At 50.3% G+C, this 15419-nt stretch carries 11 protein-coding genes; 8 read left to right on the forward strand and 3 right to left on the reverse strand.

The genetic code is table 11. The annotated features are described in order from the left end of the window. Window positions 1-6: 6 nt before the first annotated feature. Window positions 7-1458 carry a patatin-like phospholipase family protein gene (locus BMY01_RS00510; protein WP_074743653.1) on the reverse strand — a complete coding sequence of 484 codons (1452 nt, stop codon included), beginning with the start codon at window positions 1456-1458 and terminating at the stop codon, window positions 7-9. A gap of 883 nt (window positions 1459-2341) precedes the next feature. On the opposite strand from BMY01_RS00510, the gene BMY01_RS00520 reads away from it, so the two are divergent. From BMY01_RS00520 to BMY01_RS00530, 3 genes are all read left to right on the forward strand, one after another. Continuing rightward, window positions 2342-3403 (forward strand): GNAT family N-acetyltransferase, encoded by a 1062-nt coding sequence (locus BMY01_RS00520; RefSeq protein WP_081353606.1) that lies wholly within the window; start codon window positions 2342-2344, stop codon window positions 3401-3403. A gap of 54 nt (window positions 3404-3457) precedes the next feature. Further along, entirely contained in the window at window positions 3458-4627 is a 1170-nt protein-coding gene (locus tag BMY01_RS00525; RefSeq protein ID WP_081353607.1) for a DegT/DnrJ/EryC1/StrS family aminotransferase, read from the forward strand. A gap of 88 nt (window positions 4628-4715) precedes the next feature. Next, window positions 4716-5642, forward strand: coding sequence for a cupin-like domain-containing protein (locus BMY01_RS00530; RefSeq protein ID WP_074743657.1), 927 nt, complete (start codon window positions 4716-4718; stop codon window positions 5640-5642). Window positions 5643-5882: 240 nt separating this feature from the next. On the opposite strand, the gene BMY01_RS00535 is transcribed toward BMY01_RS00530, so the two are convergent. Next, window positions 5883-6461 (reverse strand): hypothetical protein, encoded by a 579-nt coding sequence (locus BMY01_RS00535; RefSeq protein ID WP_074743658.1) that lies wholly within the window; start codon window positions 6459-6461, stop codon window positions 5883-5885. Window positions 6462-6702: 241 nt separating this feature from the next. Here BMY01_RS00535 and BMY01_RS00540 point away from each other — a divergent pair, with 241 nt between their 5' ends. The 4 genes from BMY01_RS00540 to BMY01_RS00555 all read left to right on the forward strand — a co-directional run bounded on the left by BMY01_RS00540 (window position 6703) and on the right by BMY01_RS00555 (window position 9306). Beyond that, window positions 6703-7080: a winged helix-turn-helix transcriptional regulator gene (locus BMY01_RS00540; protein ID WP_254772560.1), complete on the forward strand. Its 378-nt coding sequence runs from the start codon at window positions 6703-6705 to the stop codon at window positions 7078-7080. A gap of 80 nt (window positions 7081-7160) precedes the next feature. Further along, on the forward strand, window positions 7161-7724 hold the full coding sequence (locus tag BMY01_RS00545; RefSeq protein WP_217638593.1) for a sugar O-acetyltransferase: 564 nt from the start codon (window positions 7161-7163) through the stop codon (window positions 7722-7724). A 106-nt stretch (window positions 7725-7830) separates the two neighbouring features. Then, window positions 7831-8268: a DUF3293 domain-containing protein gene (locus tag BMY01_RS00550; RefSeq protein ID WP_074743659.1), complete on the forward strand. Its 438-nt coding sequence runs from the start codon at window positions 7831-7833 to the stop codon at window positions 8266-8268. A 111-nt stretch (window positions 8269-8379) separates the two neighbouring features. Next, the gene (locus BMY01_RS00555; protein WP_074743660.1) at window positions 8380-9306 is read left to right on the forward strand and encodes a D-hexose-6-phosphate mutarotase; all 927 of its coding nucleotides are present in this window, start codon (window positions 8380-8382) and stop codon (window positions 9304-9306) included. Window positions 9307-9502: 196 nt separating this feature from the next. On the opposite strand, the gene hrpA is transcribed toward BMY01_RS00555, so the two are convergent. Then, window positions 9503-13489: an ATP-dependent RNA helicase HrpA gene (gene hrpA, locus BMY01_RS00560; RefSeq protein WP_074743661.1), complete on the reverse strand. Its 3987-nt coding sequence runs from the start codon at window positions 13487-13489 to the stop codon at window positions 9503-9505. Between the two features lie 507 nt (window positions 13490-13996). Between hrpA and BMY01_RS00565 the strand changes: the two genes are divergently transcribed. After that, window positions 13997-15415, forward strand: a complete 1419-nt coding sequence (locus BMY01_RS00565) for a hypothetical protein (RefSeq protein WP_074743662.1) — start codon at window positions 13997-13999, stop codon at window positions 15413-15415. Window positions 15416-15419 lie beyond the last annotated feature (4 nt).

The raw sequence follows: 15419 nt of genomic DNA on the forward strand, positions 1-15419 counted from the left end.
TTTCCATCAGCAACGCTGTCCCGCAAGTGCGGTGCATCCATGCAACGCTTCCATCAGTCTTTTGAACTCGGGATCTTCGTTAAGTATTTGTTGCCCGACCTTCCGTAGTTTATCTACCGTTTCCCGTGGCAATTCCAGAGTGGTAGGAAGATTTTTGAACCAGTTTCGCTCGGCGGCGGCTTCGATGTATTCAAACGCCACCTCGATCGGAAAGAATTCAATCTGGTGCGGTACGGAAATATCCAACTCGCATCGCGGGCCTTTGCTGACAGCCAACTCCTTGCATCCGGATACCAGTCGCATCGATTCGTTGAACTCGTTTACCGTTTGCCGCAACAATTCAAGAGTATCGAATGAATAATTGCCCAACGGGACCACGGCTGCGGCAGTCAGGGTATCAACGAGCCCGGGAACCTCTGGAGTCTGATCCCGGCGGGTGGTGGGGTTTGTGCCGGCATTCACCACGATTACCACCAGTTTATCCACTTTCTTCTGATTTATCAGGCGAAGCACGCTCCAAGAATTATTTAAACTGTTAATCGCCGTGAGCGGCTCCCGCAGCCCGATATTGTCGGCTACGCCACCGTCGGTCAAATGGATGTATTTACGCGGGCTGTATTCGGTAGCGGTATACGAAAGCCTGTTTTCCGCGCGCGCGGCCCGACGTATATTGATGCGCGACTTATGATCCCGAACGGCAAGATCCACCCATTCAGGCTGACGGTAGCCGCATTTGCCCGCATAGCTTTGAAAAGTGAGGGGCGTAAGTCCTCCCGGATACGCCGAGGATGCGGCTGCTGCCCGCCCCAGTGAAATTCCTGACAGATCGGAGCATAAAAGGTCAAACTGGTCTTGGGTAAAGGGAAATTGCGTTCCCGTCGTCATATCCGTGGCATTCAGGATCACAAAAGGTCGTCGAGCGCGAGCAATTACTTCCGCATATGTGCCTGCGCCAAATACCTCCCGATCGTAAAACTCCGCCGCCAGGTCACTGCGTCCGAAGCTCGCCCCGCCGAGCTTCAATAACCCCGCTGGGGTCAACGTCGAATCAATCAATTCGGATTGGATGGATCTGTAGAGGAAGCGATTCGGGAATTCGTCGAAAATCCGCAATCCATACAGGGCGTAATAGGCTGCAGGAAAGCTTCCCCCGGATATCGACGAAATTACATCCACTTCATCTAGCAGCGATATTCTCCGGTTTTCCCATTGGATTTGAGTGTCGCGGAGAGCCTCCAGCACTCCATAAGATAAAGCCGCCGCCCGGGTACCGCCTCCCGAGAAAACCAGAATGACAAACAACTTATCGCTATTGCTTCCTGGCTCCAGTTTTTCGAAACGGTAACCTGAGGAAGGGTCGTATCTGGCCAAGGGCGGATTTACCTGAAAGGAGCCACATCCACTCAACAATAGGGCTCCAGCAAGCACAGCCATGCATGCGCCAAGTCGGATACTCATACCTACCATTTTTTGATAAAGGCAATTTTCATGGGAAGCAGGACAGTGGTTCCCTTAACCATGATCTCGCAAAAGATGGGGTCACAGTCTTCTGGAGGGGCGAGGGTAAATTTATGCGTGCCCGCGTCCATCTGGAGGACTTCATTGGTATAGCCGGACAGATCGCCGTCGACATATACTGGCCTCCGCGTTGGGTAGCTAACTATTACGAACTCCACACGACTTATTCCTTTCAAGTAGATTGGAGTTATGCGGAAATTCAGGCCCTCAGGAGGCCTTTATTAACGTATCGAGGAACAGGGTATTAAAAATCTGAGAGAAGACATATCGTTTACTGTCCCATTTTCTCCCACTATTTTCTTCTCATTTTCCATCATAGATGATACAGGGCTTTGACCTAGGGATATGCTTCCGAAATCGCGAATTGGAAGAGGGCCAATCAACCACATACTCTTGCAGCTGGAGCCAACATGGATTAGCGATGCTAGGCTGGATTTTTACACCTTCGGTGAGTCGCCAAGATCCCTCAAGGAATGGCTGCGACGTAAACTTTACAGGGTGAGCTGATGTTTACAGGTGGTATTATTACTTCAGAAAGTTTTCCAATACATCATATTTAGTTAAATGATTTTGCAACCGTTCGGGATTCAAACCGGGTTTGCTGATGGTCGCTATTCTTCTTTTTAAGAAAGGAAGAGTAGGTTAGCATTTCTTTTGATTAAGGGCTGTTTGGAGGAACATAAAAATGATCTTAAACAGGTAGCAAGCATTTTCTTCTTGTAAGTAATATCCATAGGTACAAGAATCAAAAGTGAAATGACGTGGGACAATATAAAAATTTATCCAAAATTCTCTTCAAACAACTTTCAAACGCGAGTTTGTTATGAGTTGGTCTATTGAAAATGCCTTGGATGCATTTCCGAAGTACCGGCAGCAGTGGGATGATCTCAACGCAGCTACCGGTGACCATATTCTTTTGGATTCGCGGTTCGTTCACCCCCTTTTAGAAAAAGATCGTTCGGCAAAGCAACCGGTGCTTCTGGCCACGTTTAAGAGCATGAGTGAACCGGCAATGTTGCTCCTGAAAAAGACAGGTATTGGCAGTTGGAGTCTCTTCCAACCCTCCCAGCAACCTATTGGAATGGTTCTTTTCTCACCTTCTGCGAACGCATCAGAAAAGGTAGAGGATTTGCTGTATTCTTTGCCAGGTTTGGGGCTAGTTCTAGGGATAACCCAGCAAGATCCTGATCACACTTTTTTTCAGCAGCGTGATACCAGATCGAACAGGGAATTCATTCGATATATCCAAACAGGACGGATAATGTTGACGAAGGATTTCGAATATTACTGGAATGATCGACCCCAGGATCTGCGAGACAACAATGCGCGTCGACGCCGCAAGCTCGAGCGTCAGGGAGTCGAATGTAAATTAGAGGAGCTTCGCCTCCCCGGTCAAATGACTGAAGGCATCAGGAATTATAGCCGTATGGAACAAAGCGGCTGGAAATTTCGCAGTGGGACTGCTGTTGGAGATCAGGATCCTCAAGGCACATTCTACCGGAAGATTCTTGAACTCTTCTGTGAGCGTGGAGAAGGAGCTATTTACCAGCTTCTTTTTAACGGTAATCCCGTAGCAAGTCAGATTTGTATAACTCGAGGCGGAATGGTGATTTCACTAAAGATAGCGTATGACGAGCAGTTTCGAAGTGCAGCGCCGGGATTCCTTCTGCAAGAAGAGATCATTCGTCACCTTTATAAAAACAGTGATATGCGATTAATGGAATTTTACGGGCGTGTCACAGAAGGATGGACGAAGAAATGGACCGACGAAATAAGAACGATGTTCCACGTCAACTTTTATCGCAATGTCCAGGTGAGGAGCGGAATTCATTTTCTAAAATCAATTCTAACCCGTAAAAAGGGCACTTTGCTCGGTGAATCTTAAACCGCTCGGGTTACTGGCTATACTGTAGTTCCCACATTTTTGCAACCGCACCTTATGGTGATCTCAAACGAGTCCCGGCTAAATTGGCTTAACCTTGTCGGCTTTGGAAAAAGGGGAAAGCTACCCGCTTACCTTGAGTGCCAGTCTACGCAATATGTGTTTTTGGCCAGGAACGCTATTTATCACGGTCTCAAAATACTTGGCATTCGCGCGGGGCAAAAAATACTTGTTCCCGCCTATCACTGTTCCGCCATCGTGGACCCAATTCAGGCTTTCGGTGCTAAGGTTGTTTTTTATCGAATTGCCCCAGACTGCTCTCCAGATCTTGAGGATGTGAAAAGTAAGCTGGACAATCAAACCAAAGCAATCCTAGCTGTTCACTATTTCGGTTTTCCTGCTCCCGTGGAGCAATTGAAGGCCTTTTGCGCAACTCATAAATTGTTTTTGATCGAGGATTGTGCCCACGTTTTCAAAGATAGCTCCAACCTTAATACATTGGGAAGTCATGGTCATATCAGCTTCTTCAGCTTCAAGAAGTTCTTACCCGTATATGACGGTGGCTGCCTCATGATCAATATGAATCTTCCCTTTGAGAGATTGCAGCTCCAGAAAGAAGGTGCGGCACTTTCCTTAAAAGTTGCAAAGAATCTTCTGGAAAGGGTGATGGCAGATTCATCCGATCCTACTGCTCGATCCTTAGGTAATCTGCTTATAAAAGTATATCGAGGCATGCGTGTGTTTTTTCCTCGGAAATTAGAAAATTCCAAAGTGCTGGGGTTGAGCGTAACCGCCCCAAGATTTGATTCGTCATTTGCTGACCTCCCGATGACTCGTCTTTCGCAGCGTGTACTCCGTAGTGCCGACTTCGGTTCTATTGTAGAGAGACGACGAGCGAACTATAACTACTTAGTCAGAGCAACAGTTGGACTGCGTGGTTTTGTACCACTCCATCCACAACTGCCTGAAGTGATCTGTCCTTGGGTATTTCCCGCTTTCTCGACTCAAGTAAAAAATCTGCATAAGCAACTCCGCGAACATGGGGTAGCCGCATTTGCCTGGGATGGTGTCATTCATCCGACTCTCCCTCTCGAGGAATTTCCGGAAGTAGTCGATCTTTATAATAACCTCATATGCCTTCCCATTCATCAGGATCTTAAGCGGCAGGATCTCGATTTCATGGTTGAAATACTGAAAGGTCTGATTTTAGGAACCGACTCGAAGTAGATTAAGGCGAGTACAGTAGACGGGCAGAATCGTTCTCTAACCCGCCATCCAGTCCCCCGTCTCTCTTAAAAAGATAATGGAGCCCAGCATGTATCATGATATTGATTGTCAACCTATCCCTCGCGTCAGCTTCCAAACGCCCCGAGAACTGGGGGTCTATCTTGCAAATGCAAAGAGGCCGATTATTGGGATTGGTTTGCTCAACTCTTGGAAGGCGCTGCAGGAATGGACCCCCAGCTATTTCGCGAAGCATTACGGCAATCTCGAGGTAGGTGCGGCAGTTGATTTGCCTGCTACCGGATCGCCCTACGCCCTTCGTTCAATAGATCACGGTCGAAAAATGAAACTGGCTGAGTTTGTCGATTTTATGGATAGTGCATCAAAAGCTTGCTACATTCATCAGATGTCGCTTACCAAGCTGCCCGAACTCGTACGAGATATCGACTTTGAAGTGATGTTGCCGTCTGGAAGTGGACAGGGAATGTTCTATCTCTGGCTCGGCTCCAGCGGCACGCGGTCTGGGCTTCACTTTGACCGCTTCGATAATATAAATGCGCAGATATTTGGTAAGAAGAGCGTCTTTCTGGTTTCTCCCGATCAGGCTGGGAAGCTTTATCCATTTAAAGACAACGTCGAGAAGAGCCAGTTCGATCCTGATAATCCCCAGTTCAATCTGTTCCCGCGCGCTCGCTCGGTTCAGGCATATATCGGGATAATTGAACCGGGGGAAGTCCTCTTCATCCCTAAGCTCTGGTGGCACCATATTCGATCCCTTGCCCCCGCTATTAACGTCAACTGCTGGTATGGGGAACATATTTCACTGATGGACATGCTCCGGGTTGTCAATAAAGGCGGCTTGTCATGCTGGAGTCAAGTCATCAAGGATTTTGTGTTTTGCGGATTGCTCGGACAAAAAGCTAAAGAAAGATTATTTAGCGATACACCCACCGGAATTTTTTTGTTTAATGTACTTACTGCAGGGATTAAGCGATACCTCCATCCGAGCCGTGATTAAGGTAAATTTCCCTTATTGTCCGCGCCTCGGAGCGCGGCACTGTCTCATCAGATCTCTTTATCTGCTCTACTCACCTAACAAAGTTCACATCCTTCCAGTCTGGCATACCGTGTCATGACATGCTCCAGAATGGATTCAAGTTATAGATTGTAGGGCGTAAAAGAGGGTATCACGGTTGCCATCAGGAAAAAGCTCAAGCGTCGTCGTAATGCCATAGGTAGCTGTGCAGGCTCTATGTGTTTACGATCGACGAGAGGACTTCCATTGCCTCACCCGCTTGGACTGCATGATCTTGTAGCCAAGCAAAGTCAGCAGCAGAGCGGCTATCATCGGTCCGACCGCGGCGCGAAAAGTTTTTGCGTAATTGATCATTTCTACGCGCAACGGATATTCGTAGCGCACGGGGGGCACTGCCTCACCGGTTATGAAAACCGTATACTCTCCCTTGTCCAGAGCGGTTTCCCCCTTGATCACTCCATCGGGGTGATAGCTGGGCCTGACATAAGATACCGTTTCATCTTCTGTTTCATTGCTTCCTCTTACAATTCGCATTCCGATGGGAATATCCCGTAATGCGGGATCCACGAGGTCAATCACCAGAAACGTGTTTCCTCCTTTGGGAATTTCGGTGCAGTATTGGTCTGCAGGCTCATACTGCGGCTGATAGGCGCTTAAATGCACCATGCTGCTGTCGCCAAGCCGTCGCATGCAGCTATCTTCCTCCATCGAGACTTTTCCATGAGCGGTCGCCGAACCGCTATACAACGTTGCTACAAGGACAAGAATCGAGGTACCGGCTTGTATCGCTTGCTTCATCATCTACTCCTCTTGATTTGTATTTGCTTGCCGCTGCCTTTCAGCCTCATATCGTCCATCCAAAAAGCCGTAACCTTCCTGGACGAGCTATAACGCGTTATTGGAGCCATATGAGAAATAAAGCCGTTCCGAGCTGAAAAAAATTTTATTGGCAACCACAGATAGAGTCTCAATCCTCGTATTTGGTTGCATATTGAAAGTATAATAAATGAATCGTATTGGAAAAATCAAACATAATGTGAGCATGACTAAAGACCAGAACAAGCGTTCTTCCTGTCCCGTTAGCTGCGCACTGGATATATTGGGTGACAAATGGACTTTGCTTGTTATTCGCGACATACTGTTCAAGGACAAGCAGCATTTCCGGGATTTTCTCGCTTCACCCGAAAAAATTGCATCCAATATTCTTTCAGATCGTCTGAAAAAGCTGGAGGAGTGCAATATCATTTCAAGGCAGCGCGATCCCCTTAATGCAAGAAGAGTCATTTATACGCTCACGGAAAAAGGAAAGGATTTGTCCCCTGCTCTTCATGCGCTCATCCACTGGGGCGCCAAGTATGATCCGGAGAGCAATAAACAGCCATGCTCGATGCAGCATACCGGCAGAATGTCCGAAACCTGACTGAAGTGGCAGCGCCGGGTGTTTCCTCGAGAAAGCTTTCTTTCCGAAGCTTGTTCAAACACCTCTGTTGAATAGATGACGTGATTGATAAGACTGAAAAGCAGAAAATGCTGAATGGAGAACTCTATCGTTCCAGCGATCGACTGCTGGTCGAGGAAAGAAAGCGTGCCAAAAGATTAGCGAAGGCTTTCAATGACAGTCTTCCGGACGAGACCGAAAAACGATCTGCAATTTTGGGGGAACTGCTCGGAGCATCGGGGTCAAACCTCCATATCGAGCCGCCCTTTTATTGCGACTATGGTTACAACCTCCTGGTAGGGGATAACTTCTACGCCAACTTCAATTGCGTCGTGCTGGATTGCGCGCAGGTCATCATGGGCCATAATGTCTTTCTGGGTCCGGCGGTGCAGATCTATACTGCAACACACCCCCTTGTAGCGAAGGACCGTGATACCGGCCTGGAAGCCGCTAAACCCATTACCGTGGAAGACAGCGTCTGGATTGGCGGTGGAGCGATCATCAATCCCGGTGTTACGATCGGACGGGGCACGACGATCGGATCGGGAAGCATTGTTACCCGAAACATTCCCGCAAACGTTTTCGCTGCAGGAAATCCCTGCAGAGTGATACGCCATCTTTCATAAGAAAAACTCTCCCCGTAAATTGTAACTTACCCTGACTACCCTGCATCAATGGGTAACTGTAGCACTCATAAAGGCTTGGGGATGGGAAGCTTCGCCGGAGATACCATTGCCGTACACTGAAATCCCTGATGATCTCATTTATGCCTATCGCTCGGCTTACTATCGTGCGGGCTTAGGTCATGAGGCAATAACCTTGCATGTGGACCAGTATTCCGAGCCCCTGGCAAGGCTTTTAGCAGCATCTGGTCATCGATGTGCCGCATTCATCACCGCCTGCAACCCCTTCGGTGCGGCGGAAAGTCACGAAGTGAACATGAAGGCATGTCTGGATCTCCGGAAGAGCCTCGATCGGTATGTTGCCAAGCAGAGCCAGATTATCGAAGGTGAAGGCATCGACCCTGTCGGAGTGTGGCCGGCGGAAAAAAGCTTTCTCGTGCTCGGACTGGATCTGGAGACAACAAAGGCGCTTGGAAAGGAATTCGGACAAAATGCGGTTGTCTGGATGGAGGCGGAAGCAATTCCAAGGCTCATTCTGCTTCGCTGATCGACCTACGTCAGCAGGTCGATCAGCATAAACAGCTGTTGATGACAAAATGTTCAGGTGCCATTATGATCCTCTTCTACGAGGCATCTCCAGAAGCGAATAAGGAATGAAATGAATATAGAAGAGTTGAATAAAAACCATGGGATCGACGGGCAGGTCAAATTCATGGAAGGGGCAGGAGGATTTCCCTTTATCATGATCGATAATGCCAAGGGTGGCGCAGTGATCTCTGTTTATGGAGGGCAGGTATTGTCTTTTCAGCCTGCAAATGAGCAGAACCTGATGTTCCTGAGCGAAGCTGCATATTATGAGGCAGGTAAAGGTATCAAGGGCGGCGCTCCCATCTGCTGGCCCTGGTTCGGCCCGGATCCGGAACAGCAAGGGCGTCCTGTACATGGTTTTGTGCGTAACCGCCTCTGGAACGTCATTAAAACGGAAGCGACTGGAAATGGGGAGAGCAAGGTGACGCTCGGTTTGACCGACACAGCGGAAACAAGGGCTATCTGGCCTCATTCGTTCAATCTAGATCTCGAAGTTACAGTGGGAGAATCCCTGAATCTTGAATTGATCACGCGAAATAAAGATACCGCGTCTTTTTCAATCACGCAGGCTCTGCATACCTACTTCAAGGTCGGGCATATCGATCAGGTCACCATTCTCGGTCTCGAGGGGGTCGCGTATCTCGATAAAGTCGACAATTACGCTCAAAAAACCCAGGCAGGTGCAATAACGATCAATTCCGAAGTCGATCGCATTTATCAGGATGTGCAGAAAGAGTTGGTGATCGACGATATTGCTTATGATCGCCGGATTCGCATTCGATCGAGCGGCAGCAGGACTGCTGTCGTATGGAACCCCTGGGCGAAAATTTCTGCACAGATGGGCGACCTGAAGGATGACGACTATGAACGCTTTGTTTGCGTTGAAACCGCAAATGCTGGGTCAGAAGTGGTGGAAATTGCTCCCGGCGGAGAATGCAGAGTAGCCGCAAATTACCTGATAGAGCGGAATATTCCCGAGCTGAAACCGGCTGCTTAATTAAAGATTGCTCTGTCTACGCGTCGAGGAGATAGAGCTCTAACCCGTCAAATTATTAAAGGCTATAAACCAAGCCGTAACCTGTCGGTAGGTCGGCTGCGCCGACAGGAATATTAGCTGTCGGACGAAGTCCGACCTACCTTTGTCATTCCTGCGAAAGCAGGAATCCACCAGCGGCGCAGGGCTTCATCCAGCCTCACATACTGACTTCCTCCCACAATTTCTGTAACCGCTTGACCGAAACAGGGTAGGGCGTTTTAAGTTCCTGGGCAAACAGCGAAATACGCAGTTCCTCGATCTGCCACCGAAATTCAGCGAGCTTGGGATCATCGATCCCCGCCTTGCGATGTTTTTCGAGGCGCTGTTCATACCGGTTCCATAATCCGGCAATGTCAGCAGCGTGACGCGCGTCACGCTCGGGATTGGCGGCATACTTATCCAGGCGGAGGATCATGCCTTTCAGGTAACGCGGTAAATGCTGCAAGCGTTCCCAGGGGGTGGCGCTCAAAAATCCCGGATAAACGAGGTTGCGGAGTTGCATCATCAAGTCGGCTCCAGGGTTACCAGCACTACCGCTACTCGCTGCGCCGGTTTTTTGCACGCCAACCTTGCCCGCTCCTCCGATTGAAGAAACCCTCGCCATTAATGATTGGTACTCGCTGGCGACGTTTTGCACGATGCGAACCAGAGCCTCAGCCACGGCAGGTAGTCGCGTACGGGCACGCTGGCGCTGGGCGACAAATTCCTTTTCACTGCGGGGTAGCGCATCATCTGCAATAAAAGCGCGGTCTGCGACCGCATTCAATATATCTTCCTTGAGCTGGTCAGGCTTGATGAGTGTGTGCAGTTGAAAGGCCGCCTGTGCCAGATATCTGCCCTTTCCACCCTTTGCCCCCTGTCCTGACAGATCTTTTTCCAGCTGTTTCATTTGCTCCTTCAGCTCGAAGCGCAGCAATTGACGCACACCGCCACGCATGCTGAGCTCTGCTGCTTCGCGCGTATCGAACAGACGAATCGATACTTTTCCATCCCGTTCGGCGAGAGCAGGGAAGCCCATCATGTTCTTGCCCGCACGGTTGAAGGTGATTTCCTGCGGCAGATCACCGAAATCCCAGTGTTTTACATCGTCGCGTTCAAGGGGATTATGCTCTCCCGACTCTGAGCGGGAAAACATCAGTTGTGCCGCTTCCCCGAGTTGCGTTTTCAATTGCCCAAGATCCCGGTTCATTGCCAGCTCTTGCCCCGCATCATCCACGATTCTGTAGTTCATCATCAGATGCGGAGGCGGTTTTTCGTCCCGCCAGGTATCCGGTGGAACGGTAATGCCGGTTTTGGTCCGGATAAAGCGGGCCAATGTTTCGGTCAGAAGTGACGGCGAGGGTTCAGACGGCGAAGTTGCTGCTGCATATTCCGCACTTTCCAGAAACTGCGTTACAAACTCCGGGACCGGTACAACGTAGCGGCGTATCTGCTTGGGGAGTGCTCGCAGATACCACGTTATCTTTTCGCGGACCAGCCCTGGGACGAGGCTGTCGAATTGCGCCACATCCAGCTTGTTCAGCAGCGGCAACGGTACGGTAATGGTGACCCCGTCCAACACGTGTCCGGGATCGAAGCGATAGGTAAGTGACAGGTGGAAGCCGTCTACGCGCACAGTATCGGGAAACCGCTCTTCCGTTACATTCTGCGCGGTATGGCGCATCAAGTATTCTTTGGAAATGTAGAGCAAGCGCGAATTCTCACGCTCGGCCTGTCTGCGCCATTTTTCGAAAGCTGTGCCGTTGCTGATTCCCTCGGGGATGAGTCCATCGTAGAACGCGAAAATTTCCTGTTCGTCCACCAGCACATCCGGCCGGCGGGTTTTATGTTCGAGAGCGGCAACATTGGTGATAAGCTCGCGGTTGTGCTCAAAAAATGGGGCCTGGGTAATGTATTCCCCTGCTACGAGGGCCGAGCGTATGAAAATCTCGCGTGCTTCTCTCGGGTTGATATTGCCGTAGTAGACACGCCGCTTCGGGACTACTGTCAATCCATACAGGGTCACCCGCTCGAATGCTGATACCTGCGCTGATTTCTTCTCCCAGTGCGGATCGAAATAATGCTTCTTGCAAAGCTTTCCACCGATCCTTTCCACCCAGGCAGGATCGATTTTCGCTACACCTCGACCATAAAGCCGGGTGGTTTCCGTCAGCTCTGCAGCCACGATCCATTTGGGTTTGGCCTTTTTCAGCACGGAACCTGGGAAAATCGAAAACTTGACGCCGCGCGCTCCGAGGTATTCGTTATCCTCGTCGATCTTGAAGCCGATATTGCCGAGCAATCCCGCGAGAAGTGCCCGATGCATTTCATCGTAGTTCGCCGGTATCTCGTTGGGTTTCAATCCTGTTTCCACTACCAACGTATGCAATTGACCGTGGACCTCACGCCACTCCCGCATTCTGCGATGCGACAAAAAGTTTTCCTGGCATTGCTCGATCAACTTGCGGTTGGATTTCTTATGCTTGAGCAGGTCATCAAAGAAATCCCACAACTTCAGATAGCTCAGAAAATCGGAGCGCTCGTCCTGGAAGCTTTGGTGGGCCCGGTCTGCGGCTTCCTGCCGTTCGAACGGACGGTCTCGCGGGTCCTGCACGCTCAAGGCAGAGGCGATGATGAGCACCTCGCTCAGGCAGTTTTCCTCCTTCGCTGCCAGAATCATGCGGGCAATCCTGGGGTCGATGGGAAATCTGGCCAGCCGCCAGCCGATGCTGGTAAGGGTGTTACTCTCATCCACCGCGCCGAGCTCGGTCAGTAATTGATAGCCGTCCGCAATCATGCGTGGCAGGGGCGGTTCAAGGAAAGGAAAATTCTCGATTGATCCAATTTTGAGAGATTTCATGCGTAAAATCACCGCGGCCAGCGAAGAGCGCAGGATTTCCGGATCGGTGAATTCCGGGCGGGCAAGGTAATCCTGCTCCGAATAAAGTCGGAAACAGATACCGCTCATCACCCGGCCGCAGCGTCCCGCGCGCTGATTAGCGGATGCGCGTGAAATCTTCTCCACCTGCAACTGTTCCACCTTGTTGCGATAGCTGTAGCGCTTGATGCGTGCCACGCCGGTATCGATCACGTAGCGAATGCCGGGAACGGTCAGTGAAGTTTCCGCCACATTGGTGGCAAGCACGATGCGCCGCAAGCTGCTGCCACCAGGCTTGAAAACCCGTTCCTGGTCAGCATAGGACTGGCGCGCGAACAATGGCAGAATTTCGGCACCCGCGCGGCCCGTGCCGGGACCACCAAAAGCATGCTTGCGCAACGCCTCCGCAGTATCGCGGATTTCCCGCTCGCCAGGCAGGAACACCAGCACATCACCCGGCCCACAGCGATTGATTTCATCCACTGCATCAAGGATAGCCTGCTCCATGTCACCCTCATCCCTGTCCCTATCCTTTTGTTTATCCTTCTGCCTGTCCTTATCTTTATCCCTGGTCCTGTTCCCGGCTTTGTCTTCATTCCGATCTTCCGCGATGGCGGAAGCAGCGCGAGCCGGGGCCTCGATGGGACGATAACGTACCTCCACCGGATACATACGGCCGGATACTTCAATAACCGGCGCATTATCGAAATGCGCGGAGAATCGTTCGGCATTAATGGTCGCGGAAGTAACGATCAGCTTGAAATCCGGCCGGCGCGGCAGCAACTGCTTGAGATACCCGAGCAGAAAATCGATGTTCAGGCTGCGTTCGTGCGCCTCGTCGATGATGATCGTATCGTAGGCAAGCAGATTCGGATCGCCCTGCGTCTCCGCCAGCAGAATGCCGTCTGTCATGAGCTTGACATACGTTTCCGGACTCACCTTGTCCGAAAAGCGCACCTTGTACCCTACCGCATGCCCCAAGGGACTCTTAAGTTCTGAAGCGATTCGTGCCGCCACGGTCCGTGCCGCGATACGACGAGGTTGCGTATGCCCGATCATCGCATGCACGCCCCGTTTGAGTTCCAGGCAGATTTTCGGCAATTGCGTGGTCTTGCCCGAACCGGTTTCACCGCTGATAATCACCACCTGGTTTTCCCGAATCGCCTGCCCGATCTCCTGCCGTAGAGCTACTACCGGGAGCTCTTCCGGATAAACCGGCTTCGGCAGGTTTGCCAAGCGCTGCTCAAAATTCCTGCTCTTGACGCTAACGATAGGAGAATTCTTCATGACATTTAAATCAATTGATCTATTTTTCTGAGGTGTTTTCGTAGAATAGGTGAAGCAAAGCGCAACCCATCAATAACGACGGTTATAGCTGATTGCCCCCACCTCATCCGCAAATACTACGGATACCGATAAGACATGTAGGATATCGACAAGACATGTATAAGCATCCAGTTTTGGATGCACAAGCAACAAAAAGCTTGATTTCTTATGTCCATCAGCTATGTTTAATGGTGGGAAGACTATTCATTTGACGCGAGAGCATAAACAGCCGCTGTGCTTGTTGCAGCAACAGAAGATATTCGGAGCCTGGATACATAAACTGCTGTACACTGTACTGAACCAGTTTTTCCATCGGCTCATGACAACGGTTTGCGAAGAGGTCTTCCATGCCTGGAAATCGTTTCTAGGTGCAAGGAACATCAGAAAGATCCTGCATGTGAGTTCTCCCTCACTTCGCTGCTCAAGTATTAAAAAATAACGATAGCGGACATAGAAACCGACCCAACCATGCGAGCTACCATCCAGTTCAGTCAGCCAGACAAGAAATTCGACATTCTACAAAAGCTATTCAGCTTCGTTAAAGGTTTCAAAAATCTGCGCCAGCACATTCTGGAGCAGGGCATATTGTTGGAAAGGTCGAATTCGGGCGAAATAGAGAATGTGCAACGGGCGCTTGCGGGTATAAATTACCTGGAGGCCAGGGTTATAGACAACTCGGTGCGTATTTTCGTCACCGACGGGGAACTTCGCGCGCTGTTCGACCTGATGATACCTGTTTCCCGCAAACAGAATGATTTTTCCCGAATCTTGTGGGAACGTGGCTTTACGATTGAAGAGCTATCGCAGGATCAGGCGGAAAACCTGAGGAATCAGTTTTCGGCCATCGCCACCGTGACCATCGGTCCGGATGTTCCACGGACCAGGATTTATACTGTTAGTGGGCAGATTTTTCAGGAAGATGGAGTGCCGCTGTGCGCAAGCGGCTTTACCGTTTGCGCATTCGATGCTCTCTCGGTCAATACATTGGTGCGGTGTGGCGCAATAGGCGCGGTTCAGGATGATGGATTCTACCGTATCGACTATGCCTGGCGTTCGAATGGACGAAAAGGTCCTGATCTGCTTGTGCGGGTATTCGATCCGGAGGGCGGCATTGTAGCTGAAGCAAGGAAGAACCCGGCTGCGATTCAGGAGTTTCTCGATATCACAGTTAAAACGCTTTGCATCGTTCGGGGCACAATTCGCCAAGTGGATGGCTTCCCGCTTCCTCATCTCCTCGTCCGTGCATTTGATCGGGACATGCGATCAGAGACATTGCTGGGTCAGGCAATCACGGATGCGGAAGGAAGCTATCAGATTACATATAGCACAAACAAGCTCCGGATGAAGGATAAAGCGGATCTGATCGTGCGCGTTTTCGAACCGTCCGATAGCGAAGACAAAGAAACAGGAGATGAGATCGGATTTTCAGAAATCATATTCAATGCTCCACTACAGCAAGCAGTCGACCTGGAGATCAAATCGGGAAAATTCCGGGGATCATCCGAGTATGAGCGATATATTACTGCGCTGAAGTTGCTTATTGAGGGTGAGCCTGTTCACCAATTAACCGATAAGGACTTAAGTTTTCTTGGGGGTAAAACAGGTATTCCGCTGGAGCACCTGAATTATCTTCGGCTGGATGACCAATGGTGTTTTCATTACAGCGTGGAGCCAGCTGTGGTCTATAGCCTATTACGTCAGGGACTGCCCGCCGACTTGCACCACCTGTCCACTGAAAAACCAACCCGTCTGCATGAGGCGCTCCAGGCGTCCCTGGCGCACAACATTGCCCCTGCAGCACTTGCCGATAAGGTTGATCAGGCCATAAAGCCACTTCTCTCCCTTGCTGATTCGATGGTCTTCGAGCTTGAAAGAAGGGCAAAATAAGCAA

The sequence above is a fragment of the Nitrosospira multiformis genome (genome assembly GCF_900110185.1).
In the GTDB taxonomy this organism is placed as follows: Bacteria; Pseudomonadota; Gammaproteobacteria; order Burkholderiales; family Nitrosomonadaceae; genus Nitrosospira; species Nitrosospira multiformis_A.